Raw genomic sequence first — 26,074 nt, 5'->3', positions numbered from 1 at the left:
CCTTACTAAAAGTAAGTAAAGCTTTTTGTCTTACTTTTTGTAAGTTTTTTTATTTTTTAGCGAAAAACCTTATTCTACCAAAGAAAAAACAACCCGCTTTTTTCTAAGAAAAAGAAAAATCTGGTTGTCGATTAATAAATGTAGAAGTCAATTGAATCGTTTTTGGCCGTTTTTCTTGAAATAAGTGTGTAGCTTTTTCCCCTAATTCCATTAATGGATGACAGATTGTTGAAAAATTTAAAATTTCACTTAATAAAGTTTGTTCCTGTCCCACTAAAAAGAGTGGTCTTTCAATAACGGCTTGAATCCCTGCGGCAATTTCATCACCGTTGGTCACAACCGCTTGGAGCGTTGGATCTTGCGCACAGTGACGTCCTACTTCACACCCATCTTCATAGGTTAAACAGTCCTTAAATAACCGATTTTCAGGAATCGCTCCATAAATTTCCTGATATGCGTCAACTAAATAGCGTGCGCTTGTACTTTTTTCTGGTGCACGGTTAATCGTAATTGCCACTTCACTACATCCTTGTTGTTTCAATGCTTGGAAGACCCGCCGATAAACGGTTAAACGATCGATATAGATACTAGCATAACTAGGGTCTTCTATTTTTTCACAAAAAACAACTTGCTCTTTATACGGAGCAAACACACTTAAAGGATTTGCCTTTGACAAAACAATCATGCCATCAAACGCACCCGTGGCCATTTTTTCCAAGTAACTTTTTTCAACTTCTTTATCATAATCCGTTGGTAATAAACTGACCATCATCCCTTGTTGAAATGCTTGGTGGATAATTCCACTTAAAATAGCATCAAAATAAGGTTGATTCGTATAAGGAACCATGACACCTAATGTATTACTTTTCCCAAAGCTAAGATTTCTCGCTAATATATTGGGCTTATAGCCCAACTCATCGATAATTGCTTGGATTTTCAGTCGTTTTTCTTCAGAAACATACGGATGATGATTAATCACACGCGAAACAGTCGTAACTGAAGATCCTGAAAGGCGCGCAATTTCTCGAATTGTTGTCATACTTTCACCTCATTACTTTACAAAATTGAGTTAAATAAGGCACAATCCCTGTCCCGTAATCAACAAAACGATAAAAGGTCTCCTGCCAAGCAAAAGAAATTTCCTGAATATCCTCCTGCTGTGTCAAGTGCCACTCCGTTATCTGATGGTACGGAATTTCTTGATGCCAAATCTTATAGTATTTTTTGGGACTATTTAACTGCAGACTTTTGGCCGTCGTAGTCACCGAGACAAAATAGTAATCCATACCAAGTCTATCGCTTATCTCCACTATAACATTCATTTTCATACCCTCCAATATTTTGATACACCTAGCTTACCTTATGAAACGCGTACCAGAGCAAGAGGAAAAATAAAAAAAAGTGAGACCATGTTATACTAGATGTATCATATAAAAGCAAAGGATGAGTGCAATGGAAACTGTTACAGTAGCAACAAAAAGCGACTTACTAACAAATTTGAACAAGCAAACAGATGAAATCATTATCTCGGGGGCACTTGCACAAGAAATATACCACTTAAAAAAACAACAATTAACCGAAACGGAAGAAATGGGCTTTTTAGTGGGTAGCCAAGGCGCTGGCTCATTTTTAACCTATTTAATCGAGAAGTTATCCTATATAAATTCGGAGCTATCGCCAGAAGAACAAAAAATTGAACATGCGATTTTGCGTTTGTATGTTATTAAAAAATTAACTCCAGAAACTACTTTATTACGTCTAAAACAGTTAGATTATTAAAATTTTATTTAATCAAGATAGACCAATTCCCTGCGTACAACGAGTCCCTTTCATTAATCACTTGATATAATTACCTTTATTCAAGTTCCCACCATTGTCATTATCGATTAACCAATGGTATATTAGAAGTAACAGGTAAGTCATTTTATTTGAAAAAGTGTTTGGGAAATGTTTGGGGAGGAATGTTTATGTGTCAACCGCAGGAAAAAAAGAAAGAAATTTCTGTTGCTAAGTTACGTTATCGTTTTGAAGTACCAATGATTATCATTGGTTTTGTTTTATTGTTTTTCGCATTGGGGTTAGTTGCCTTATTAATATTGAGTGATTTGCCGATTCCTGACTGGTTATTAATTGTTTTAATTGCACCAATTGCGCCAGTCATTGCTTTTTTTACCATTCGTTATATGTACATGGACACTGCTTCTAACGGAGTGGAAATTACAGAAAATCAATTACCAGAAATTTATTCCTTGTATATTGATTTAGCAAAAGAAATGGGCTTTGGCACTAAAAAATTAAGGATGCCACGTCTTTATTTAATCAACGGGAATGGTGTCTTAAACGCTTTTGCGGCAAAATGCTCTTTACACAGACGCTATGTTGTCATTCACAGTGATTTGTTGGATATCGCGTACAATACAGGCGATTTTTCGCTGATTCGCTTTATTTTGGCACACGAGCTAGGACACCATAAATGTGGACACACTAATTTATGGCGGCTAATGTTATCCATTATTTTGAAACCAGTTGCGTTAGATAAAAGTTTTACAAGAACGCAAGAATATACCGCTGATCGCGCAGGTTTATACTACGCCGAAGAAGGTGCTTTAAGCATGATTTATTTATTTTCAGGAAAATACATGGGCAGTCGTGTGGATTTAGAAGAATACTTTCACAGTATTGATTTACATGATGATACCATCTGGCTTAAATTGAGTAACTTCTTATCCGATCATCCTGTTGGCTTCCGTCGAATGCAAACATTGAAAAAAGCCAAAGATACTGGCAATTGGGACGTTCATGGGAAATTTTTCTAGCAAGAGCCAACCATCATTAAATAAACGTGCTGGGACAAAAGATTCTTTAACTTTTGTCCCAGCACGTTTATTAATCCACCAATAAATGAACAAATTCTTCTTTGGTGATATTTACAAAGTAGTCTTCAAAGTTAAACGCTGCTAATGCTTGCCAAATTGATGAATACTGATAGTCCACACCTAATAAAGCCGCAACGATTTCCGCTGTTTCTTTTTTGGCAAAGTAATCACCATAAATCGTTAACTCAATTATTTTACCTTTTTCAACAGTCAAACGTGCATCCACAATGCCGCCTTTAAACTTTTCTTCTTTTTTGATCGTAAATTTAGGCGCTTCACCAAAAATCCAAGCTTCATTGCCATACACTTCAGCGACCAATTTCCTAATTTCCTGTTGATCTGCTTTGGTTAGGACATATTCTTTCTCCGCAATTTCAGTTAGAGATTCGACATCAAAGAGCTCCATCAGTAAACGATTGCGAAATTCCTCAATGGTTAATTGTTGATATTTTTCGTCTAAGTACGGCCGTAAATTGGTTACGCGTCCCCGAACAGATTTTGTCCCTTTTGATTCAATTTTTTTCTTAGAAACAGTTAAGACACGTTGAACTTCTGCCAAATCAACATCATACATCAAGGTACCATGAGTATACATCTTTCCCTTTTTTGTATACATGGCATTGCCAGAAAATTTTTTCCCATCAATTAATAAATCATTGCGACCGCTAATCTCGGCCCCCGTTGCGCCCATTTTATGTAATGCTTCAATAATTGGTTTAGTGAACGCTTTAAAATCCCCAAAAGCTTGATGTCCTTCCTGAACAACAAAACTAAAGCTGACATTCCCGAGATCATCATAAACAGCACCACCGCCCGATAAACGGCGAGTAATAACGATTCCCTTCTTTCTAGCATAAGCTAAGTCAATTTCTTCATAAGCATTTTGATTTCGGCCTAAAATAACACAGGGTTCCTGAATATAGAACAACACTAAGGGCTCTTCAAAAGAGAGAGTGTTTAATAGATAATCTTCCGTTGCTAAATTTTCACGAATATCTCGTGACTGCATTATGACATAACGCATAAGGTCGCCCCACTTCTTTTTCTTCTAGTGTATCACTTTCTTTCAAAATTGGTTCACTAAACGTCTTCTCTGGCCATTCTCAAAAGAGGATGATCAACAAAAAAAGAACGTGGGACAACAATCACTTTGGATGTTTGTTCCACGCTCAAAATCTAATAAACAGCAGTTACAGAACTGTTTAGCTTTTTAGTCTAACCAAGTTACTACTTCTGAAACATCTCGTCGGACTGTTTCAAAGCCGGGTGTTTGAGCTTTGCCAATCGGAATAATCAGTCCGTTCACTAAATGATCCTCAATATTAAATAACTTGCGAACAGCTTCCGTTTCAAACCCAGACATCGCCACAGTATCATAGCCTCGATCTTTTGCGGAAAGCATCAGCTGCATTGCAACTAAGCCTTGGTCTAACATTAGCCACTCTCTTTTTTGTTCTTCACTAACATCATAGTACCAAGAAACATTTTCATTAATTCCTTGACGAATTTCTTCCGTCATCGTTCCTTGTGCGACAGCTTTAGCACTGATTTCATCTGCATTGGCCACTGTATAAGCAGTCAAATCGCCTAATAAAATAATCACCGCCGCTGCCCCTTTAACTGCTGGTTGTTGCATCGAAACTTCGTAAAGGGCCTCTTTTTGTTCTTTTTCTGTGACAATTAAAAAACGCCATGAATTTAAATTGGTACTATTTGGCGCGAACATCGCTTCCTCAATTATGGCCATTAATTCCTCTTTAGGAATCTCAACATCTGGCATAAAATCCCGAACTGAGCGGCGGCTGCGAACAACATCTTGATACATCATATTTCTTCTTCCTTCCTCTTGCCTTACTTGACATAGTTATTATTACTCACTATGATGGAGAAAAAAAGTACGCACTTTTTATTCACCTAGGAAGAAAAAAGTAACCATTACGTGTCACAAGGAGAAACTATGACAACTGATAAACAAACCAGTATCAACTTAGCCCTTTCCACCATTAACGGCAAATGGAAATTATCATTAATGGATGAATTATTCCAAGGAACCAAGCGCAACGGTGAATTGATGCGTGCGCTCGACGGAATCACTCAGCGCGTCCTGACAGATCGCTTGAGAGAAATGGAAAAAGATGGCCTAGTCCATCGAGAATCCTTTAACGAACTGCCCCCGCGTGTGGAATATACGCTCACTCCGGAAGGATATGCTCTTTACGATGCCCTCTCTTCACTTTGCCATTGGGGCGAAACATTTGCACAAAAAAAGGCGAGACTTAACAAATAAGTCTCGTCTTTTTTTATCTATTTTGGGTATTATGGGTAAACTTAAGATATTTTTGAAGTCCTTCTTGAATTGAATAAACGGGCGAAAAACCTAAGCCTTTCAAAGCAGAACTATCTGAAAGAGAATATTTTATATCGCCATCTCGTTCCTTTTGATAAGAAACTGGCAAAGGAAGTCCCACTAATTGGTTCATTTCTTCAATTAATTGATTAAGGGAAATGGCAACTTCGGTACCCACATTATAAACGTGTCCCAACGCTTCACTTTTGGTTGCTACTAAATCTAATGCAGTTAGGACATCCTCAATGTAGATAAAGTCACGTGTTTGCTGACCATCTCCAAATATTTGAAATTGGCTCGCTTGCCCTTGCTCTAATTGGATATAACAATCCATCAAAATGGACAGGACACCAGAATAGGGTGAAGCAGGATTTTGATTGGGACCATAGACGTTAAAGAAGCGAACTGCGCTTGTAGGTACCCCATGTAAATGGTATTCATTGAGAACATAACGTTCAGCAGCAAACTTATCAATAGCATAGGGACTCAAAGGGCAAATCACCGAAGTTTCTCTTTTAGGCAACGTTGGCTCTGCACCGTAAACGGCTGCCGACGAAGCAAAAACAAAACGTTTGAGCTTTTTTTGATATTTTTTTATTGATTCCAGTATTTTCAATACACTTAAAAAATTGACCTCGTGGGTCTCTAGAGGCTGTGCCACAGAACTTGCCACGCTTGCCACAGCCGCAAGATGAAAGATGTACTCAAACGAATGCTTTGAAAGTACTTCGTCCAATAATTGCTGATCCGTCACACTTCCTTTAATAAAAACCAACTGCTCAGTTTGTTGCAAATTTGACACTCGCCCCATGGACAAATCATCAATCACAAAAACTTGATACTGTTGACTATAAAAATTAGCCAAATTAGAACCAATAAAGCCAGCTCCTCCAGTAATTAATAGTTTCTTCACCTCTTTGCTTCCTCTCTTTTTTTTAATTTAATTCCACTTTTTTCGTGTTATTTTCTCTTTGGAATAAAAAAATGCAATATCGAATGAACACATAACTTACAATAGCCACAGCTAATAAAAGTTCAAAAGTAGACAAAATATTTAACAGACTCGTTAGGCCTACCTTTTCTGCAAATAAAGGTTTAACTTTGACTAATGCTGTCGCAGAAATCACTAATGGGAATGTAAAGGCAGCATAACTTGGATAGAATGTCACTTGCATAATTTTATATAGATTCACAACTACAATCCCATAAATACATTGAGATAAAATTAGCAAGAAAACAACTAATGGCATATACAAATGACCACCCATTGAAATATAGCCAGCTAAACATAACGAACCTGGCGCTGTCATAATCGTCAATAAAGGAATGGTCGATTCAGGCATTTCTTTCGACTTCGTAATTCTCTTGATTAAAATTGGTAACAAGAGTAAATAAAAGAACAACGCTACCCAAAAAACAATTTTTCCCAACTCATTGATAAACAATTGAGAAGTATTAGGAATAACGCCAATGCCGACAAACGTAATAAACCAGCTTGGATAAATGTGTTCCAATTCGATTTTTGTTGGAAAAATATGCACCGCTACAAAATAAATCATTAAAATAAAATGTAAAACCACTGCGCCAATCCACAACACGTTAATCCAAGCAGCATTGGTAAATATCCGATCTAAGAAAACACAGATAACCATTAAAGCCATTGTAAATGTTGGTGATACCGAAGCAATAATTGGATCATCTAAGGTGCTTAATGCATGTTTCATTGTAAAAATAATTTTTAAAATAACTAAAATCATTAAGAGACTGCCAAGTACACAATAAATGGTCCCAATTGTTGCATATCCCAAGGAATAAAGTAAATTCCCCAAAGAAACCATCCCTAAAATTAGTCCGCAAATGGGAATCGGGACTTTCCGCAAGAATTTTTTCGCACTTTCTACCATTATGTAGTCACACTCCGTCTTTATTTATTATTATTGATATTAATCAAAAGTATGTTATTATACTAAATGAAATATTTATATTTGTAAAATAAATATTTGCAATACCAACTATTAAGATAGTAAATAGAAAGAGGCGATTTTATGTTCGAATGGATCAAAACATTTATTGCTGTGTATGAAACCAAAAATTTTAGTGCGGCGGCCAAACAATTGTATATTTCTCAGCCAACTGTTTCTTTGCAAATCAAGAAATTAGAGCAACACTTTTCGATCAAGCTGTTCTATCGTAATGGAAAACAATCGGTTATTCCTACCAAAGAAGCTGATTTTTTATATCCAAAAATGCTCTCGATTATTGAAAGCTTAACTACTTCTTTTGCGCAAGCTGCAGAAAAAGAGAATTTTAAAGAAGACTGCATTATAGCCTCTTCAAATACAGTTGCTATTTATTTATTGCCAGATATTATGGAGAGTTTGGTTACCGCTTTTCCACTCATCAACTTTTCGATTCAACTGATGAATTCAAACGAAGTCGTGGATATGGTTCAAAATAATCATGCCCACATTGGACTAATTGAAAAACCCATTGAAACCAAAAATCTACACAAAGAAATTGTTTATGAAGATCAACTAGTTCTAGCAGGAGATGCCGCTTCAAAATTTTGGCTCTTAAGAGAAAAGAACTCTGGCTTACGTTTTTTCAATGAGCTTTATCTCAACGAACACAGCATCAACTTACCAATTATCGAATTAAACAACAACGAAGTCCTGTTACAATTGCTAAAAAATAACATTGGGCAATCAATTGTTTCTCGATTATCTATTTCCGATGAGATCCCTTGGCAACCAATTGATCAGTCCTTTGCTTCTCGAAAAATTTTCATTGTCCAGACCGATCACCATGCCAATACTTCCTTCTCTGAAGTTTATAACCGAATCGTTGAAAAAATTCGTGAACGACAAACCTAAAAAACAGGAGAACGACTTAGCTTTCGCTAAATCGTTTTCCTGTTTTTTATTCATCAGTTTCCTCTACCAATTCAAATTCAAAAGGTTCTAACTCAAATAGTTGGTGTAAAATTTGCTGGGTTTCTTGGAACACTTGTTGTGGCTCTTTAGACAAAAGAGTGCTTTGAATGGTCTGTTTTTTTGATTGAAAAAGAATTCTCGTTTCCTCTTCCTTGAATACAACTTGATGAGTTTCCCTTTCAAACACCGTATATTCTTCGAACATTTCCATAACTAATTTTTGACGAAACCCTTCTTTGAGTGCTAATAAAGTTACTAAATCTGCAACGGTTAGTGTTTCTAACGCAATTGTTTCATCTTCTACATGAACAAGATAATTCGTACACTTCACATTCGGACAGGCATTGCAGCCGCCATTAATCAAATCTGAGGTAGTTGTTATTTTCACCTGTTTCATCTTAATCCTTCTTTCCTACTTTTCGAGAAAAACACAAGGGGTCTCCTCAAAAATATTCAATAAAATATGATTGACTTCTTGAAAGACTTCTTCGTGATTTCGGCATTGTTTTTCCATTACTAAACGCAGATCATTCACAACAAAAGTCAACGTCATCGCTTGTTGGGAAACATGTATACAACGGTTGCCTTTAACAAAACATTCTGTTTGTTCTTCAATGCATGGTTCTTTTTGATAGCCATATGCTGAAGCGACACATTCCAGGATTTCGTAGATTTCTATTTTTGGAAGTTCATAGCTACAGCTACCGATAACTAGTTGAAAACGGTTCGGCTGTTTTTCATTATTGCTTGCATAATACACTGTTGTCGTTGTCATTTTGCCTCCTTATCTCCTCTATTTTCCTACTCTTATCATAACAAAAAAAGCACGCTTCCCTTATTTAAATTGTTAATAAAGACTATTACAGATTGGTATAACCACACCCAAAAAGTTCGTGATATAATTCACTAAGAAAGAAATATTACAGAAAGAAGAGATGAACGATGAAAGTATTTAACAAAAAAGTCGCAATTATTGGTACTGGTTTTGTTGGCACAAGTATTGCCTATTCCATGATCAACCAAGGGATTGCGAATGAATTAATCTTAGTTGATATTGACAAAGCCAAATCTGAAGGCGAAGCAATTGACTTATTAGATGGTGTGTCTTGGGGTCAAGAAAATGTAAACGTCTGGGCTGGCGACTATCAAGACTGCCAAGATGCCGATATCGTCGTGATTACAGCTGGCGCTAATCAAAAACCTGGGCAAAGTCGTCTAGATTTGGTTTCAATCAATGCAGAAATTATGAAAACAATTGTTAACAATATCATGAAATCTGGTTTTGATGGAATTTTAGTGATTGCCTCAAATCCTGTCGATGTACTGACTTATGTGGCTTGGCAAGCTTCTGGTTTACCTGTTTCAAGAGTAATTGGAACTGGTACAACTTTGGACACAACTCGTTTCCGCAAAGAACTGTCTCAACGTTTAGCGATTGATCCACGCAATGTTCACGGCTATATTATTGGCGAACACGGGGATTCTGAAGTGGCTGTCTGGTCTCATACCATGATTGGAACAAAACCTATTTTAGAAATTGTGGATACGACAGAGCGCTTAACTAGTGATGATTTACCAATCATTTCTGATAAAGTGAAAAATACAGCTTATGAAATTATCGATCGCAAACAAGCGACCTATTATGGGATTGGTATGAGTACTGCACGCATTGTTAAAGCCATTTTAAATAATGAACAAGCTATTTTACCTGTCTCAGCTTACTTAGATGGGCAATATGGGCAACAAGATGTATTTACAGGGATTCCTGCAGTCGTTGGCAATCAAGGTGTGACTGACATTATTGAATTGAATCTGAATGCTTCTGAAAAAGAACTCTTCCAAAAATCAGTGACACAATTAAAACAAGTGATGGCATCGTTACAACCGAACGCTTAGTAATTTTTAACTAAAAATAACACTTCAACTAAATTATTCTCTACCAAAATAGATTCTAATTCCCCTTTATCGTTCTTTTTGGTACCATGAAAGAAGAACTTCAACTAAAGCAGAAATTAGGAGGACAAAAAATGGTAATCCAAGGAGATACGTTAGAAAATAGCGCACGTCGTTTATTGCAAGAACGTGGCGTAACAATGAATGATTTAGCTGAACTTGTGTTATTTTTACAAAAAGATTATATTGATAATTTAACATTAGATACTTGTTTAGAAAGTATTGATGCAGTGTTAACAAAGCGTGAAGTACACAACGCGATTATTACAGGTGTCCAACTGGATATTCTGGCAGAAGAAAACAAGCTACTCTCACCGTTACAAGAAATTTTAACGGAAGATGAAGGGCTTTATGGCATTGATGAAATTATGGCGCTCTCCATTGTAAATGTTTATGGATCTATCGGTTTTACGAACTATGGGTATATCGACAAGGTAAAACCAGGCATTTTAAAAGAGTTAAATGCGCATGATGGCGAACATGTCCACACATTCTTGGATGATATCGTGGGCGCAATTGCGGCTGCGGCTGCCAGTCGGTTGGCCCACTCACAACCAGATTTAAGTGATATTACTAAATAAAAAAACTTGCCTCTTCTCATAAAATGAAGAGGCAAGTTTTTTTATTTAGTTTTATTTGCTGGACTTCTCACAAGCTTTCTACTTAACAGTAATTATTTGCCGTGTTATGTTACAGTCAAGAATAAACAGCTAAAGGAGGTTATCTAGAAATGAAAAAGTTTTTACGTGTATTTTTAATTTTTATTGGGGTATTTTTTCTTGCAAGTTGCGGTTCAAAAATAGAGACAAAAACCTTTGTAGGTTCGCCACAAGATGGGATTGATTCCACCTTAACCTATACGTACCAAGGAGATAAAGTCTTAACGCAAACGGCTAAAAACATTGTTTCTTATGACAAATTGGGGATTACAAAAGAAGAGGCAAAAACAGCGTTGGAACCCGTTTCTAAACAATATGAGGACATCAAAGGGCTTGATTACAAACTGACCTATGAGGACAAACAAGCCATCGAAAAATTGACGATTAATTATGAAAAACTTGATTATGATAAAGCCAAAAAAGTGGATGGTATCCAGATTGATGGAGATTCTTCTAAGGGAATCAGCATGAAGAAAAGCCAAGAATTGGTGGAGTCACAAGGTTATACAGAACAAAAATAATAAAAGAAAGCGTGCGACAATGGGCATTGTTGCACGCTTTCTTTTGATTATTTAAATCGATGTTGCCATCTTTACTGCTTGAATTGGGTCAAAATGATGGACAGAGTAAATGACTGTACCGGCTTGCCAAACTACTGAGTTTCGATTATAGTCAGTGGTTCCTGCCACGTTCAGTGTGATTTGACCAACGGTATTCGGTGCTGGTAATGTTTCTTGTTCCAAAATGTTGACAACATTTTTCGCTAAATCATCAGGCGATTCACCATTGATATTTGAGGCCCGTACGACTAAACTCCAATTGCCTTCTTGCCAAGATAAGTAACTAGAACCTGCCGCCCCTTGTTTATACCCAGTAATATTGTAACCTAAATCTACTGGTTGACCGCCATTGTCAATGATTTGGTTCACTGCATTTTTTGCTTCGGCATCAGAGCCATATGTTTTTTTCTCAAAAGAACTAATTGGCGTTAACTGATTGACACGTGCATCATTCACCGGAATCGCTTCTTTTTCTGCATAATATAAAACACGGAAATTGTTTTGATCCGCTTGTGAAGTTGTCGCTGCAGTTAAAAAGTTATTCGTTTGACTCGTTAAAATTGCCTGCGGTAAGCCTTGACCAGGAAACATGTTTGCTAGCTGGTTAAGCACTTGCTTGGCTTGGTCATCTGGATTCGCATTTTTCGCGGGTGATTGTTTTTCTGCTGAGCCATTATTTGCCGCTTCCTTCGTAGAAGAAGCTGTTGCTTTCGAATCAGCTGTCGTTGTTCCTGACGGTTTCGCATCACTAGATTTCGTTGCTGCTTTGCTACTTGATTCTTTTGTAGCAGATGCTTTTGTACTCTCGACTGTGGTACTTTCCGCAGCACTGGAACGACTATCCGTATTTTCTGTACTTTTTCCGCCGCCGCATGCTGCTAAAGCAAGGGTTAAAAGAAAAGCACTAGAAATAAGCCCTATCTTTTTCATAAGAATTCCTCCTTGTTTTCCCTACCCCTATTGTACCTTAATCATGTGTATCCGTCACTTGTTTGTGTTTCGTTCTAGTTGGTTTAAATAACAGAAAGTGGACGGTAGGATTCGAACCTACACCTCAACATTGAGCAAGAATAAACTACTGTTAGTCTCTATGAGTTTAACACCACGTTCATCCACCTATTTGATTGATCCTTTGTATCATAACTTAGAATAATTAAATTGCCTTTAAGGAGCTTCAAAGATTATATGAAGAATTGTAAAAAATCTGTGACGAAAAAACGATTGAACCAATCAGCAGAGACACTGAGGTTCAATCGTAACCAATTGTTTAATTATCTGAAAAAACTCACAATTCAACGTTAGTCCCTGGTGCTTTTTTGTTTTCCCCTTGTTGTTTTTTTAAGAATATCCCCAGAATGACGGTAATAATAGGGCAAAGCAATGGGAAAAAGGCATACGGTAAGTATTCTAGTGCACCAACTTTTAACGTTCCCATAATGAAGGTACCACTAACTCCCCAAGGAATTAGCGAGTTGACTGCCGCCCCAGCATCTGCCAAAGTACGAGTTAAATATTTTTTATCAATACCTAAACGAGTAAATGAGGATTTAAATGTTTCCCCTGGTAAAATAATTGACAAATATTGTTCGCCAACTAGTAAGTTAATTCCCACAGAACTTAAGGCAGTTAAAGCGATTAATTTGGCTGGATTATTCACATAGCCTTTAATTTTATCAATTAAAGTAGCCACGATGTTAAACTTAATCAACAAGCCGCCTAAACCTAATGCCAAAATAATCAACGCAGCAGAACCTAACATGCTTTCAATCCCACCACGAGATAAAAGTGTATCAATACTTTGATCCCCTGTATCTGCCACATAACCACTCATTAAGATGGTAGAAACTTTCGCTAAACTTAGGTGATGATCATTTATAAAAGCTAAGATGACCGCCACTGTAGAGCCGACTAGTAACGTTGGAATAGCCGGTACCTTTTTCCAAGCGAATAAGAATAAAACCGCTACTGGCAACAATGTAATCGGTGAAATCCAGAATCCTTGATGTAACGTTTGGACCATTGCATCAACCGATTGTAAATCCGCCGAACCAGATTGATGTCCCAAGAAGATATAGCTGACAATCGAAATAATAAACGCCGGAATAACAGTGTACATCATGTTTAGTATATGTTCAAAAAGGTTCACGCCACCAATTCCAGCAGCTAAGTTTGTTGTATCAGATAACGGTGAAATGTTGTTCCCTAAAAAGGCACCTGAAACAACTGCGCCAGCTGTCATCGCATTGTCGAATCCAAGAATATGTCCAATACCTAGAAAGGCAATCCCCATAGTTGAAACAGTCGTAAAGGAGCTCCCTACCGTCACACCAACTAGTGCACAGACCACAAAAACGGTTGGTAAGAAGAACTTCACTGAGATAATTTTAAAACCATAGACCATAATTGTTGGAATCGTCCCAGACAAGATCCAAGTAGCAACTAAGACACCTATCAACAAGAAAATAATAATCGGAATGATCCCTGGTTTAATCCCTTCCACAATGCCTTCGTGGATCTCATCCCAAGAAAATCCTTTCCATTTGCCATAAAGCAACAACAACATGAACACAAAAAGAATCGGTATGTGAGGGGTTAATTTTTGACCAATAATTAAGTACCCGAGAATCGCTAACAAGGCAATCAAAATGCCTAAACTTTCAGCGAACGAAACAGTGGGTTTCGTTGATTTCATATGAAAACCTCCTTTTATGGAAAGCGAAAACTGAAGCAATAATCGAACTTGCTTCAGTTTCCAAACGACAATTTACTATAGTCATCAGGTGAAGAGGCACTCAGCAAAATAATTGCTAGCCTTTTTATTCACCTAAATCTTCTTTTACTTCCGTTGCCCAACTTGCTTTTTTAAAGCGATTAATGATTAACGGAATCACAAACATGACAATAGTGATTAATGCAACTAAGACTGCATCAGTCACGGTTGTTGTACCTAATGTGGCGAAAATAACAATGATAACACTAAAAATTAACATTGCTGCCACTAAATAAGCTAAGCCATTACCTTTTTTACCAATTCGGTAAGGACGTAGTGTATCTGGTTGAGATTTACGTAATTTAATTAGGGAAATCGCAATCAATACATACACAATACTATAAATAATTGTTGTTGCATTTGTTAAAGTTAAGAATACAGCGTTGACATCATCCATTACCCCATAAAGTAAAGCGAATAATGAGATAACCACAGATTGTGTTAACACAACGTTACGAGAAACGCCATATTTATTTTCGCGATGGAAACCAAATTTTGGTGGCAATAAGCCATCACGAGCAACTTGAATAATTGTTTTTGATGGTCCAGTAACCCAAGCAGATAATTGTAATAACACACCTAAGAAGACCATGAAACTAAAGATATTACCAATAATTGTTGGTAAACCTAAAACGTCACAATAAAGCAAAATTGGTTGTGTAATGTTAGACAATTCCATTTTGCCATTTGGAACAATATTAGCAACAAACATTGCATTAATAACGTTTAATAAAACTAAACCAATTAATGAAATGAAAACGCCTTTTGTATAATTTTTTGTTGCATCTTTCAAACGAGGAATATAAACAGAAGACATTTCAATCCCAACAAAGATAAACGCAATCCCTGCTAGATATTTAAATGTGTCCATATTTTCTAAGTTTGGTAAAACTTTTGACCAAGAGAAGGCACCTAAATAGCCGCCAGGTGTTAAGCCTACTTTAATCATTGAAAGAAGACCTAAAACAAACATAACTAATACTGGGATGTAAACACCTAGCCAAACACCAATATTTCCGCCAACTTTCGCCATGTCAAATTTCAAGTTCAAGATTGTAATAATCCAGTAAATCACTAAGATACAACCTAATACGAACCAATGATTTTCACCTAAGTGAACATTACCAAATGTATTACCTAGCAAAGGGCCTAATGTAGAAGCAACCATTACCATTCCTGGGAACATTTGCACCCATAGTAACCAAGCGACAACAAAACCCCATTTGCTACCTAAGGCAGTTTTAACCCAAAGTTGAGGGCCACCTTCTTGAGGAAGCATCGTAGATAATTCACCAGATATCAATGCGATTGGACCAGCAAAGAATAAGACCGCGAAAATTGTGTAAGAAATTAATGTCCAACCAACAGCAGCAAGTGTTGGGATACTACGTACAGTTGCACACAATGCCATTGTTAAACCGATAAAAGTACCTAATTCAATTTTTTTAACTTGTTGTTTATCCAATTTTGTACACTCCTTATAAGATTTTGGATAAGGAGCATGAATGACTGTTATACGCTGAGTAAAACAGTCATTCGACTGCCTCTTACCCAGACAAAGAATTGGTTAAGAGGTTAGCCGTCTGGTTGATTTATTCAATAGATAAATCAACCAGACGAACGTTCCCTCGTTCGGTTACCATTTCTTTTTTCCGTTTAAGATTCAATTATTTTACGTCGTAAATTTGTTCTAATTTTTCTTGTAAAGCAGCTTGAATCTTAGGAGCGTAAACATCAAATTCTTCTTTATCGTTCATGTATGGAGTCATTACAGCAGCACGTAACACAGTTACTTTACCTGCACGGTTCCATTCTTCGTCACTAAATCCTAAGCTGTTTACAAATTTTAATGGGCTGTTGCCATAATCTGGAATAGCAAAGTCAGTATGTGAAGTAATGAATTCGTTGTTGTAAATATTTCCTTTAACGTATGATGCATAGTCATATACATCATGGTTTAATTTGTTCATTGCTACTAAATCATCGTTGCCTTTTTCTTTAAACACATAGTCAACCATGTTGAAGTCTGGATGAGTTAATGTGTGGACTTCGATTTCTTTGTCGCCAACTTTGAATGTTAAATCATTCAAGAAGTTATAGAAATGATGTGATCCTTCAATTGAAGCACCAATTAATTTACCATAACCTGCAACGTTTAAAGGTAAAACGTGATGTGCAGCCCATACAGAAGCAGCTGTTGCACCAGCTTTTGAACCTTCAAGGATATAAGCACCTAGTAACGCAGGAATATCGGCACCTTTTTCAAATACGTAAGTTGCGAAGTAAGAAATAACGTCGCGCATACGGATATCTTGGATAACGATACCACCAGCTGAATAAGGGATATAACCCATTTTATGAGGGTCAATTGTTACTGATTCTGCTAATTCGATTGCTTTATATGCATCATACACTTCTCTTGAAATGTGTTCTTTTTTCTCTTTGAAGACACCGTATTCTTCATGAACATCTTGTAAATCTTCGTAAGGGATGAAGTTGTTGTCTTCGTCTAAGAAGATGGCACGTCCATAACCACCATAAGCAGCATCCACGTGTACATAATAGTAAATACCGTCTTTCATTAATTCATCGCGTAAAGCAATAATTTTATCGATTGAGTCAACGGCACCTTCTTCAGTAGAACCAACTACACCGACAACACCTAGCACTGGAATTTGTTCTTCTGCTAAGCCACGAACGATTTTTTCTAATTCGTTGATATCCATACGGTAGTTATGGTCAACTGGTACTGGGATAACTTGATCTAAACCGATACCGATAATATCAGCAGCTTTTAACCAAGAATAGTGTTTAGTTTGTGGGACTAACCATTTACCGATTGCTTGTAAATGTTTACCTGAACGAGCTGAATGAGCTTTGATTTCATCAATTTCATCTTCAGCTGATTCTAATAAGTCCATAATTTCTTTTGTTGGCATGTTCAATAGTTCCCAATCTGATTTGCCAGCAACTAATTCTGGTTTTACTTCTTTCATAGCAAATGGTAATGATTTAATGTTACGGGCATACCATAAGCCTTCTAAGTTAGCTAAAGAACCATCAGCAACGATGTGTCCCCAACCATTTTTGTAGCTCATTAAGTGAGCAAATTCATGTCCTACTTCTTCTTCCATTTGAGAAGTTGCTGGAGAAGATTCATAGGCAACGTTGTTCCCGTTCCATAGCATTGCAAAGTTGTAAGCTAATAGAGAAGGCATTAATGTTTCTGAGTTCATATGTCCCCAATATCTACCTGCTGTATGCCATGGAACTGAATGTGTACGCATGCGAGAAGAGATTTCATTCAATACATCTTTCATATGGTTGACAGTTTTTTCGTAGCTTTCAGATGTACGTTCTTGAGAAGAGATAACTGGCATGTCTTGTGGCATGTAGTTTTGACGCCATCCTAAATGTTCATCTACTAAGTCGATCAACAAGTCTTTATATAATTGTCCGTTTTCGGCTTTGTCCCCAATGAATAGTGCATTAAGGTTCATTTCGCCTTTTGCTAATTTTTCGTTTTTCATACGAAAATTCCTCCTTACAAATTTTAATGAATTAGATTTTGCATTCACAACTTACACCCAAACGGCTAAAGTGTAAAGAAGAAAAATAACAATGGTTATCATAGCTCTTTAATTTTATAATTTTTTCACAAGGTGTCTTGTCAGAACCATTATATAAAAAAATAAGAGTGGGATTGTGTGTACAATCCCACTCTTATTAGGTGTATTAACGGTTTCACCACTACCTGTAAGGAGAAATAGAATTTTAACTTTGATCAAATAATCACACGTCTTCTCTTCGTGAAATTATTATCAATTTCTAATCCATTACTTTTGCTAAAAAGTAATTTTTCTTCCCTTTCCGTACAACAACGAATTTTCCATCGAAATGTTGTGTTGGATCGACTGCAAAATCTAAATCGGTAACTCGGTCACCGTTAATACTTATAGCTCCTCCGCTCACATCTTCGCGAGCTTGACGTTTTGATGGTTCGATTTCTGTGTCAACTAACCAATCTACGATGTTTTTAGCATCTTTGGTAATTTCAACAGTTGGCACATGTTCTAACCCTTGCTCGATTTCCTCAATCGTTAAGTCTTTAATGTTGCCTGAGAAAAGAGCTTCTGAAATTTTTTGCGCTTCTTCTAATGCTGCATCATCGTGAACAAATCGTGTCACTTCTTCAGCTAAGCGTCTTTGTGCTTCACGTTTACCTGGTTCTTTTTCAACTTTTTCAGCTAACGCATCGATTTCTTCTTTATCTAAGAAAGTAAAGAATTTCAAGTATTTGATGACATCACGATCATCTTGGTTTAACCAGAATTGGTAGAATTCAAATGGTGAGGTTTTCTTAGGATCTAACCAGATAGCGCCACCCGCTGTTTTCCCAAATTTTGTACCATCTGCTTTTAGCATTAAAGGAATGGTTAACCCGAATACTTTGGCTTCTGGTCCTTCTTTTTTACGAATCAAATCTAATCCTGCAGTGATATTGCCCCATTGATCAGCGCCACCAATCTGCAATTGAATATTATGTTTTTTATGCAATGTGTAAAAGTCAATTGATTGAAGAATTTGGTATGTGAATTCTGTAAAGGAAATGCCACTTTCTAAACGACTAGCGACAATGTCTTTTGCCAACATCGTGTTGACATTAAAGTTTTTCCCGTAATCTCTTAAAAAATCTAATAAAGATAGTTCTGATAACCAATCGTAGTTGTTCACCATTGTTACCTCAGCATCTTTACCAAATAATTTTTTCATTTGGTTTGAAAGACTGTCCACATTATGTTGCACAGCTTCCATCGTTTGTAAAACACGTTCAGTTGTTCGTCCACTTGGGTCACCAATTGTTCCAGTTCCGCCACCAATTAAAATGTATGGGTGATGACCTGCTAATTGGAATCGTTTCATCATCATAAAAGGAATTAAATGTCCAATATGCATGCTATCTCCAGTTGGATCGACACCGCAATATAGCGAAATGCTCGTATTTTCTGTAAGTTCTCTTAGTCCTTCTTCGTTTGTTTGTTGATTGATTGCATCACGCCATGCTAGCTCGTCAATGATATTCATGTTATCACCCTCCATATTTATAATTATCTCTTTATAGGAAATCGTTCATTTAACGAAACAAACGATTAACACACTTGTTTTTACACGATATCCCGTGTTTATTTCTATGTATACACGGGTTCACGAAATTTTCTTTGGTCTGCCACGTATTCAAAAAAAGAATACAAAAAATCCCTAAGTCGTCGAAACGACTTAGGGACGAATTTCTCGTGGTACCACCCAAATTTATACATAGTTTAGTTTATTTAAAATACTATATACCTCTTAACAAATAACGCTGTTACCCGTGCCCTGTAGGCAGAAGCTCAAGAATGTAATTCGATAAATAACGTGTACTAGTTTCCAGCGCCACTAGCTTTCTGTAACAGTGGTTATTTCTCTACTGCTTTTCTGTCATTGCTTTGTATTTAACTTGTACATGTAGCATATTCCTTTTCGTTTTTTTTGTCAACACTCTTTGCTTATTTTTTTTTACTTTTACAAAAGATGTCCCTTTTTCACAAAAATAAAATAACGAATTCAAAATAATATTTATTTATTTTAACAGCAACTACAGATAAAAAAATAACAAAAAAATTCAAAAAATATTCTTTAAAATTTTTTTGACTTTTTTTGTGATTTTCTATACTTTTATAAAATTCCCGAAGAAAAATGACGAACTTCGGATCAGAAGTTCGTCATTTTGTGAAAAACAGTTTTAAAGAATTGGTGAAAATAATCGTGAAATTTGTTGTTTAAAAATCAACCATTTTGACATGTCGCGAACAACTTCTGGAGTCATTGTTGTACATTTTTTTCGATCTTCTAAGAAAATTGCTTCTAATTGATCAATGATTTTTTTATCATATAACACAGCATTTGCTTCAAAGTTTAATTTGTAACTTCGGATATCTTGATTGGCTGAACCAACTGTGCAGACTTCATCATCCATAATCATTGTTTTCGCATGTAAGAAACCACCGTTATAAATTAAAATTTCAATATTTTCTTTCATCAATAAGCGGCCGTAATACTGTGTTGCTCGATAAATAAACGGATGGTCGGGCTTATCTGGAATCATAATTTTAACATCTACTCCTGAAGCCGCAGCAACTTTTAAAGCAGCCAAGACACTATCATCAGGAACTAAATACGGCGTTTGAATCCAGACTCTTTTCTTGGCAGAAGTAATCAATTTAATAAAGGCCAATTTAATTTGTTCACGGTCACTGTTAGGACCACTGGCAATCATCTGAATGGATGTATTTGCCTCTGGCACCAATGCTTCAAGTTTAAAGAAATAATCCAATTGATACGCCACACGATTTTTCTCGGGGGAAGAGACGTTCCAATCCATTAAAAAACGCATTTGCAGTAATGAGGCTGCTGGCCCTTGAATCCGTAAATGTGTATCCCGCCAATAGCCAAACTTTTTAGTCGTTCCAGCATATTGATCGGCAACATTAAAGCCGCCAATGTAGCCTACTTTTCCGTCAATAACAACAATTTTCCGGTGATCATGATAATTCAAACGAAACTTCAAAAGTGCTTTTTGAGAAGTAATAAATGTTTGGACAAAACCGCCGTTTTTTTTCAATTCATTCAAATGATGAACCTTGGTGCCCTTTGAGCCAAAGGCATCGTAAAGCAACCGCACTTCAACCCCTTCAGCCGCCTTTTCTTCTAATAAGTTCAAAATTTTGGTGCCGATATGATCCGTTACAAAGGCATAATATTCAATATGAATGGAGTGCTGAGCTTTTTTTATGTCCGCCATCAACGCATTGAATTTTTCCGTACCATCCGTAAAAATTTGAACATCATTTTTCTTAGTCAGAGGCATCCTATTCAACGAGGAAAAAAAGTCTGTAAACTGTTGTTGCTCCTCCGTCGGCATCTTTTGACTATAAAGTTCAAAACTTTCTTCTTGGAAATTCTGAAAATTCTCTAATTCCCGCAAATCACTTTGTTGCAAATAAAATTTCTTTTTGTCGGTTAAACCGCGCCCAAAGAATAAATATAAGAAAAAACCAAAAACGGGTAGAGCAATCAGTACGAGTAGCCATGCCCAAATTGCTGCTACATCTCGAGGTTTTAACAAAATGGTAATTCCCGCAATAATTGCATTAATAAAATAAATAACTGTTAAGACGCTAAGAATCAATTGTCTTCCTCCTTTATTTGTTACGTTTTAGTATACCATCAATTACGGATTTGGAATATCTTTTCTTTAGCTGCTTCTGTCTAAAAAAATAAAAAGAACCCCTCATTCTAGTACCAGTAACTAGAATGAGGGGTTCTTTTTGATGTTTGTTTGAAAGTCCTTTAACTTAATTTCGTGTAAATGGACCTTTAGGAGCAATCAATTCTAAATTTGTACCATCTGGATCGGTAAAGTAAGCGACCCCTGTACCAAAACCGCTCTTCAAGCCATCTTCTTCTTGGAATGTAATCGGCTCTCCATCAGGTTCTACGCCAATCGCTCTTAAACGTGCAACAGCTGCATCAATATCTTCCACTTCGAAACACATATGCATTGCACTAATTTGTTCGTTGGAATAAGAAGCTTTTTCTGATTTTGGTTTAACATATTCTAATAAATCAATATTGATGTTTTCTAGATGCACATTGGCATACTTGATTAATGTATCATCTAACCCTTGTGTTTGGGCCATCCGTTTTCCACCAATTTCATCACGATTTGCGATTTTTGTTCCTGTTAATGCTTCATAAAACTTCACTGATTCATCCAAATTACTGACTGTAATCCCCACGTGGTTGACTACTGAAAAACCTTTAACTGCTTCACTCATTATATCTCCTCCTAGTTAATTTTTAGAAATCAAACGTGTCTGGATCTGGTCCCACACGTAACGATTCATTCAATTGGTTAATTTGTGCCATTTCTTCTGCACTTAGTTCAAAATCAAAGACCGCTGCATTGTTAATCATCCGTTCTTTGTGGACAGATTTCACGGCTAATAAGATATCTTGTTGAATATCCCAACGTAAAATCACTTGGGCTGCTGATTTATTATGGTTCTCAGCAATCGCCAAAATGGTTTCATTCGATAATAATTGACCTTGCATCAACGGTGACCAAGCTTGGACTTTGATATCATGTTTTTCACAGAAATCACGCACTTCTTTTTGATCCAATTTTGGATGTAGTTCCACTTGGTTAATTACCGGAACAACTTTTGCATAAGAAAGTAAATCTTCTAAATGATGAACTTGGAAGTTGCTGACACCAATTGCTTTCACTTTTCCTTCGGCGTATAAAGTTTCTAAAGCTTGCCATGATTCTTTGTAAGAATTATTTCCTGGCCAATGAATTAAATACAAATCTAAATAATCTAAACCTAAACGTTCCAAACTATCATTGAAAGCTTGAATTGTTTCATCATAGGAAATATGCGCGTTCCAAACTTTCGAGGTAACAAATAAGTCCTCACGGTTCAAACCAGTTGCCGCTAAGCCTGCTTTAATTCCCGCTCCTGTGCCAGATTCATTACCATAGATTTGCGCTGTATCGATTAAACGATAACCATTGATAATCCCTTCTTCGACCACTTTTGCTGTCTCTTCATCTGGTATTTGGAATACCCCGAGACCCATTCCTGGAATTTTAGTGCCGTTGTTTAATGTTACTGTATCTGCTAGTGATGTAATCATTTGATTCGCTCCTTTAACGTTTTCTGATATCATCATATACCGTGCCGTACATGCTGTATAGTACGTACTTTTTCGTTTCATAGGAACCAAAAAGTGCGCTTTTTGTTAAATTCGCTTTTTTAGCCTGAAAAATTTTTAACTTTTTTTATATAACGTACTTTCTCGCTCTTCTAAGCGTAACATTCTTTAACCGATTTAACTAGTGTATCTCTCACGACACACGACATTTTATGTAAAAAAAGAGAACGCGTACTCCGTCTTCGAAACGTCCTAAGACGCCGACAGAATACCGTTCTCGTGGGTTTGGCACCCAATGGGGGCATAGGGATTCGAACCCTAGACCCTCTGATTAAGAGTCAGATGCTCTAACCAACTGAGCTATGCCCCCGTTGTATAAAATGGCTTTTCAGCTACCTCAATATTGTAGCACTCCGCTATTATTTATACAAGAGGGAATTTTTTTCAGTTGTTATTCTTGTGAAGATTGTTCTTTTTTTACAGGACAAGCTGTTTGACAATCTTCACAACTTTCCCCTTTTTTGATTCGTCGATAGGTGATGATTCCTGCTGTTCCAAAAATTAAAATGGATAAAATAATTGTTGCCATCCGTTATTACCCTCTTTCTAAAGAAGTGATTGCTTGGACACTTTCTTTGCCTGGCTTTGGTTTTCTTATAAGGAAATAAAATCCAGCTAAAACAACACCCATCGCTAAAAAAGTCCCCAGAGTTAGTGTGCCTTTTTCGACTAACACATGGCCTAATTGATAAATCACAAAACTAACCATATAAGCCAAACCGCATTGATAACCAATGGCTCCTAATGTCCATTTAAGGTCTCCCATTTCACGACGAATTGCGCCAATTGCAGCAAAACAAGGTGCACATAATAAGTTAAAAGTTAAGAACGAATAGGCCGCGACTGGCGTAAAGGTGTGTTGCAGTGCGCCCCAGACTTCTACCCCGTTTTCAGAAACATCTTTCACATTGCCAAATAAAATGCCTAAGGTACCAATAATATTTTCTTTCGCTATCAATCCTGTAATTGTGGCAACTGCCCCTTGCCAATTACCCCAACCTAATGGGATAAATAGCACCGCCAACCCTTTACCTAGAAATGCTAGAATACTTTGACTTTCTGGAACGGGTTGAAACGTCACAGAATAATGTGACATGAACCAAATGAGAATACTGGAAACAAAAATAATCGTACCTGCTTTTTTTACAAATGAGCGACATCGTTCATAGGCATGCCGAACCACACTTCTAAGCTGTGGCAAATGATAGGCGGGAAGTTCCATAATGAATGGTGCTGGATCTCCCGAAAAATGCTTGGTCTTTTTTAAAGCAATTCCTGATAACACAATGGAAGCAACCCCTAAGAAATAAGCAGAGGGCGAGACCCAACTTTGGTTAGGAAAAAATGCACCTGCAATCAGAGCGATAATTGGCAACTTCGCCGAACATGGCATAAAAGTCGTGACCATAATAGTCATTCGCCGATCGCGTTCGTTTTCAATCGTTCGACTAGCCATCACGCCTGGGACCCCACAACCTGTCGCAATTAACATTGGAATAAACGACTTACCAGATAGGCCGAATTTCCGAAACAAGCGATCCATGACAAAGGCAATCCGGGCCATATAGCCACAATCTTCTAAAAAACCTAAACATAAAAACAGGACGGCCAGTTGTGGTAAAAATCCTAACACCGCCCCAACACCTGCAATGATCCCATCTAAAATTAAACTTTGCATCCATGGCGCTACTTGCCATTGCGCCAACCAATTTCCCACAAATTGAGGAACCCATTCCCCAAAAAAGACATCATTTAACCAGTCTGTCCCCATTGTACCAACCGTTTGAATAGATAAGTAATAGACCAACCACATCACAAACGCAAAGATTGGCAACGCCAACCACCGATTGGTTACCACTCGGTCAATCTTATCACTGTGAGTAAATGTCATTTCTGTTTTTTTCGTCGCACACAAAGCAATTAATCGAGCAATAAAGGCATAGCGTTCATTAATGATAATGGCTTCACTTTCATCTTGAAAGATTTTTTCGGTAATTTGTATGACTTCTTCAATTTCTTTTTCTTGAAAAGAACTCAATAATAATTGCTCTTTGGTTCGAACATCTCGTTCAAAAAGTTTTAAACTATACCAACGCTGTTGCGTTTCAGGAACAGTATTCCCTAAAATATCAACAATTTCAGCAAGTGCTGCTTCTAAGCGATTATCATAAGAAGGATAAATAACCTCTGTCTCTATGGCATTCGCTCGCTGCTTACTTTGTTTTAAAGCATGATCCAACCCACGATTCTTCAAAGCACTAATCTCAACGACAGGCACGCCTAAGCCATAACTTAACTTTTCACTATTCAATGTTTGGCCGTTTTTTTCCAACAAATCCATCATATTTAACGCACAAACAACCGGTAATCCAGTTTCAATTAATTGTGTTGTTAAATAAAGATTCCGTTCCAAATTGGTCACATCGAGAATATTCAAAATCACTGAAGGTTGGTCCTCCAAAAGATAATCTCGTGCCACAATTTCTTCAGGCGTATAAGGAGAAAGAGAGTAAATCCCTGGCAAATCTTGAATAATGAGTGTCTTATCTTTCTTTGCCATCCCCTCTTTGCGTTCCACAGTCACCCCTGGCCAGTTTCCAACATATTGGTTGGCTCCTGTTAACATATTGAACGTTGTCGTTTTACCGCTATTAGGGTTGCCGGCTAGTGCAATTTGCTGAGTCATTCGCTTTCCTCCTTTTCAACCAAGATTAGTTCCGCTTCACTTTTTCGTAACGTTAGTTCGTAGCCACGTACATTGATTTCAATTGGATCAGCTAAAGGAGCTACTTTGCGAATAAAAATTACTGTTCCTTTTGTTAAGCCCATGTCCATCAACCGACGTTTCACCGCTCCTTGTCCGTGGATCCCTACTATTGTAGCGCGTTCTCCAACTTTCAAGGTATCTAAGGAGACCCAAACTTTCTCATTCGCCGAGCGCTCCTCCACATGAATCGCTTGTAAAATCGTATCTGTCAGCGCAATTCGACTATTATGTAATAAAACAATACCATTTTGATTCTGATAATTGACAAGGACAACTGCTTGGCCTGCAACGACACCTAAATTGTTCAGATGTTTCTTTGTCTGAACATCTGCTTGGACGCTTTCGACTGTATAGACTTTCCCAACTTCTGCCTGCGCTAACGTAATCATTTA

The 26,074-nt window shown here is 37.1% G+C and carries 26 protein-coding genes, 1 tRNA gene and 1 other annotated feature; of the genes, 7 read left to right on the top strand and 20 right to left on the bottom strand.

Annotation, left to right across the window (positions count from 1 at the left end; genetic code table 11):
* Positions 1-103 precede the first annotated feature (103 nt).
* Positions 104-1,039: a LacI family DNA-binding transcriptional regulator gene (locus IGK86_RS01925; RefSeq protein WP_104877157.1), complete on the bottom strand. Its 936-nt coding sequence runs from the start codon at positions 1,037-1,039 to the stop codon at positions 104-106.
* Between the two features lie 4 nt (positions 1,040-1,043).
* Positions 1,044-1,328 carry a hypothetical protein gene (locus IGK86_RS01920; RefSeq protein ID WP_002366136.1) on the bottom strand — a complete coding sequence of 95 codons (285 nt, stop codon included), beginning with the start codon at positions 1,326-1,328 and terminating at the stop codon, positions 1,044-1,046.
* A 115-nt stretch (positions 1,329-1,443) separates the two neighbouring features.
* On the opposite strand from IGK86_RS01920, the gene IGK86_RS01915 reads away from it, so the two are divergent.
* Positions 1,444-1,779, top strand: a complete 336-nt coding sequence (locus IGK86_RS01915) for a hypothetical protein (RefSeq protein ID WP_002355470.1) — start codon at positions 1,444-1,446, stop codon at positions 1,777-1,779.
* 182 nt (positions 1,780-1,961) lie between these two features.
* The gene (locus IGK86_RS01910; protein WP_002382951.1) at positions 1,962-2,816 is read left to right on the top strand and encodes a M48 family metallopeptidase; all 855 of its coding nucleotides are present in this window, start codon (positions 1,962-1,964) and stop codon (positions 2,814-2,816) included.
* Positions 2,817-2,886: 70 nt separating this feature from the next.
* Here the strand turns inward: IGK86_RS01910 and IGK86_RS01905 are convergent, their stop codons facing one another.
* Positions 2,887-3,900 (bottom strand): lipoate--protein ligase, encoded by a 1,014-nt coding sequence (locus tag IGK86_RS01905; protein ID WP_010713918.1) that lies wholly within the window; start codon positions 3,898-3,900, stop codon positions 2,887-2,889.
* Between the two features lie 186 nt (positions 3,901-4,086).
* Positions 4,087-4,704, bottom strand: a complete 618-nt coding sequence (locus tag IGK86_RS01900) for a nitroreductase family protein (protein WP_002355466.1) — start codon at positions 4,702-4,704, stop codon at positions 4,087-4,089.
* A 111-nt stretch (positions 4,705-4,815) separates the two neighbouring features.
* Here IGK86_RS01900 and IGK86_RS01895 point away from each other — a divergent pair, with 111 nt between their 5' ends.
* Complete coding sequence (locus IGK86_RS01895; protein ID WP_002355464.1) at positions 4,816-5,163, top strand: winged helix-turn-helix transcriptional regulator; 348 nt, start codon at positions 4,816-4,818, stop codon at positions 5,161-5,163.
* A gap of 13 nt (positions 5,164-5,176) precedes the next feature.
* Here the strand turns inward: IGK86_RS01895 and IGK86_RS01890 are convergent, their stop codons facing one another.
* Both IGK86_RS01890 and IGK86_RS01885 read right to left on the bottom strand, forming a co-directional pair.
* On the bottom strand, positions 5,177-6,136 hold the full coding sequence (locus IGK86_RS01890; protein ID WP_016617061.1) for a GDP-mannose 4,6-dehydratase: 960 nt from the start codon (positions 6,134-6,136) through the stop codon (positions 5,177-5,179).
* A 22-nt stretch (positions 6,137-6,158) separates the two neighbouring features.
* On the bottom strand, positions 6,159-7,127 hold the full coding sequence (locus IGK86_RS01885; RefSeq protein WP_010775572.1) for a TDT family transporter: 969 nt from the start codon (positions 7,125-7,127) through the stop codon (positions 6,159-6,161).
* A 141-nt stretch (positions 7,128-7,268) separates the two neighbouring features.
* On the opposite strand from IGK86_RS01885, the gene IGK86_RS01880 reads away from it, so the two are divergent.
* Positions 7,269-8,096 (top strand): LysR family transcriptional regulator, encoded by an 828-nt coding sequence (locus tag IGK86_RS01880; RefSeq protein ID WP_002358639.1) that lies wholly within the window; start codon positions 7,269-7,271, stop codon positions 8,094-8,096.
* Between the two features lie 46 nt (positions 8,097-8,142).
* On the opposite strand, the gene IGK86_RS01875 is transcribed toward IGK86_RS01880, so the two are convergent.
* Together IGK86_RS01875 and IGK86_RS01870 are read right to left on the bottom strand one after the other, a co-directional pair.
* Entirely contained in the window at positions 8,143-8,553 is a 411-nt protein-coding gene (locus IGK86_RS01875) for a DUF4809 family protein (RefSeq protein WP_010828524.1), read from the bottom strand.
* A 15-nt stretch (positions 8,554-8,568) separates the two neighbouring features.
* Positions 8,569-8,931: a DUF4809 family protein gene (locus IGK86_RS01870; protein ID WP_016617060.1), complete on the bottom strand. Its 363-nt coding sequence runs from the start codon at positions 8,929-8,931 to the stop codon at positions 8,569-8,571.
* Between the two features lie 167 nt (positions 8,932-9,098).
* Here IGK86_RS01870 and IGK86_RS01865 point away from each other — a divergent pair, with 167 nt between their 5' ends.
* The 3 genes from IGK86_RS01865 to IGK86_RS01855 all read left to right on the top strand — a co-directional run bounded on the left by IGK86_RS01865 (position 9,099) and on the right by IGK86_RS01855 (position 11,289).
* Complete coding sequence (locus IGK86_RS01865; protein WP_002355458.1) at positions 9,099-10,052, top strand: L-lactate dehydrogenase; 954 nt, start codon at positions 9,099-9,101, stop codon at positions 10,050-10,052.
* A gap of 131 nt (positions 10,053-10,183) precedes the next feature.
* On the top strand, positions 10,184-10,690 hold the full coding sequence (locus tag IGK86_RS01860) for a phosphatidylglycerophosphatase A family protein (RefSeq protein WP_010710809.1): 507 nt from the start codon (positions 10,184-10,186) through the stop codon (positions 10,688-10,690).
* A gap of 149 nt (positions 10,691-10,839) precedes the next feature.
* Positions 10,840-11,289 (top strand): YehR family lipoprotein, encoded by a 450-nt coding sequence (locus IGK86_RS01855; RefSeq protein ID WP_002355456.1) that lies wholly within the window; start codon positions 10,840-10,842, stop codon positions 11,287-11,289.
* A gap of 51 nt (positions 11,290-11,340) precedes the next feature.
* On the opposite strand, the gene IGK86_RS01850 is transcribed toward IGK86_RS01855, so the two are convergent.
* From IGK86_RS01850 to IGK86_RS01795, 12 genes are all read right to left on the bottom strand, one after another.
* Positions 11,341-12,258, bottom strand: a complete 918-nt coding sequence (locus tag IGK86_RS01850; protein WP_016617059.1) for a hypothetical protein — start codon at positions 12,256-12,258, stop codon at positions 11,341-11,343.
* Between the two features lie 355 nt (positions 12,259-12,613).
* The gene (gene nhaC, locus IGK86_RS01845; protein ID WP_016617058.1) at positions 12,614-14,020 is read right to left on the bottom strand and encodes a Na+/H+ antiporter NhaC; all 1,407 of its coding nucleotides are present in this window, start codon (positions 14,018-14,020) and stop codon (positions 12,614-12,616) included.
* A gap of 124 nt (positions 14,021-14,144) precedes the next feature.
* Positions 14,145-15,563, bottom strand: coding sequence for a tyrosine-tyramine antiporter (tyrP, locus tag IGK86_RS01840; RefSeq protein ID WP_002355453.1), 1,419 nt, complete (start codon positions 15,561-15,563; stop codon positions 14,145-14,147).
* Positions 15,564-15,765: 202 nt separating this feature from the next.
* Entirely contained in the window at positions 15,766-17,628 is a 1,863-nt protein-coding gene (tdc, locus tag IGK86_RS01835) for a tyrosine decarboxylase (protein WP_002355450.1), read from the bottom strand.
* A gap of 298 nt (positions 17,629-17,926) precedes the next feature.
* A complete protein-coding gene (gene tyrS, locus IGK86_RS01830; protein ID WP_002355444.1) occupies positions 17,927-19,183 on the bottom strand; it encodes a tyrosine--tRNA ligase in 1,257 nt (418 codons plus the stop codon).
* 191 nt (positions 19,184-19,374) lie between these two features.
* Positions 19,375-19,589 (bottom strand) — a binding site (T-box leader).
* Between the two features lie 291 nt (positions 19,590-19,880).
* Positions 19,881-21,326 (bottom strand): cardiolipin synthase, encoded by a 1,446-nt coding sequence (cls, locus tag IGK86_RS01825; protein WP_002355443.1) that lies wholly within the window; start codon positions 21,324-21,326, stop codon positions 19,881-19,883.
* A gap of 166 nt (positions 21,327-21,492) precedes the next feature.
* Positions 21,493-21,975 (bottom strand): VOC family protein, encoded by a 483-nt coding sequence (locus tag IGK86_RS01820; RefSeq protein ID WP_002355441.1) that lies wholly within the window; start codon positions 21,973-21,975, stop codon positions 21,493-21,495.
* Positions 21,976-21,997: 22 nt separating this feature from the next.
* Positions 21,998-22,873: an aldo/keto reductase gene (locus tag IGK86_RS01815; protein ID WP_016617056.1), complete on the bottom strand. Its 876-nt coding sequence runs from the start codon at positions 22,871-22,873 to the stop codon at positions 21,998-22,000.
* A 278-nt stretch (positions 22,874-23,151) separates the two neighbouring features.
* Positions 23,152-23,225: transfer RNA gene (locus IGK86_RS01810), tRNA-Lys, on the bottom strand.
* Positions 23,226-23,306: 81 nt separating this feature from the next.
* Positions 23,307-23,444, bottom strand: coding sequence for a hypothetical protein (locus tag IGK86_RS01805; RefSeq protein ID WP_002355364.1), 138 nt, complete (start codon positions 23,442-23,444; stop codon positions 23,307-23,309).
* A 6-nt stretch (positions 23,445-23,450) separates the two neighbouring features.
* Positions 23,451-25,601, bottom strand: coding sequence for a ferrous iron transport protein B (feoB, locus tag IGK86_RS01800; protein WP_104877066.1), 2,151 nt, complete (start codon positions 25,599-25,601; stop codon positions 23,451-23,453).
* Positions 25,598-26,071, bottom strand: coding sequence for a ferrous iron transport protein A (locus IGK86_RS01795; protein ID WP_002355361.1), 474 nt, complete (start codon positions 26,069-26,071; stop codon positions 25,598-25,600). Before IGK86_RS01795 ends, feoB begins: the two co-directional genes overlap by 4 nt.
* Between the last annotated feature and the right edge of the window lie 3 nt (positions 26,072-26,074).

It is taken from the genome of Enterococcus sp. DIV1206 (genome assembly GCF_051712485.1).
In the GTDB taxonomy this organism is placed as follows: domain Bacteria; phylum Bacillota; class Bacilli; order Lactobacillales; family Enterococcaceae; genus Enterococcus; species Enterococcus faecalis.
The sequence above is the reverse complement of the archived record's forward strand: the minus strand, read 5'-3'. Positions and strand labels throughout refer to the sequence as shown.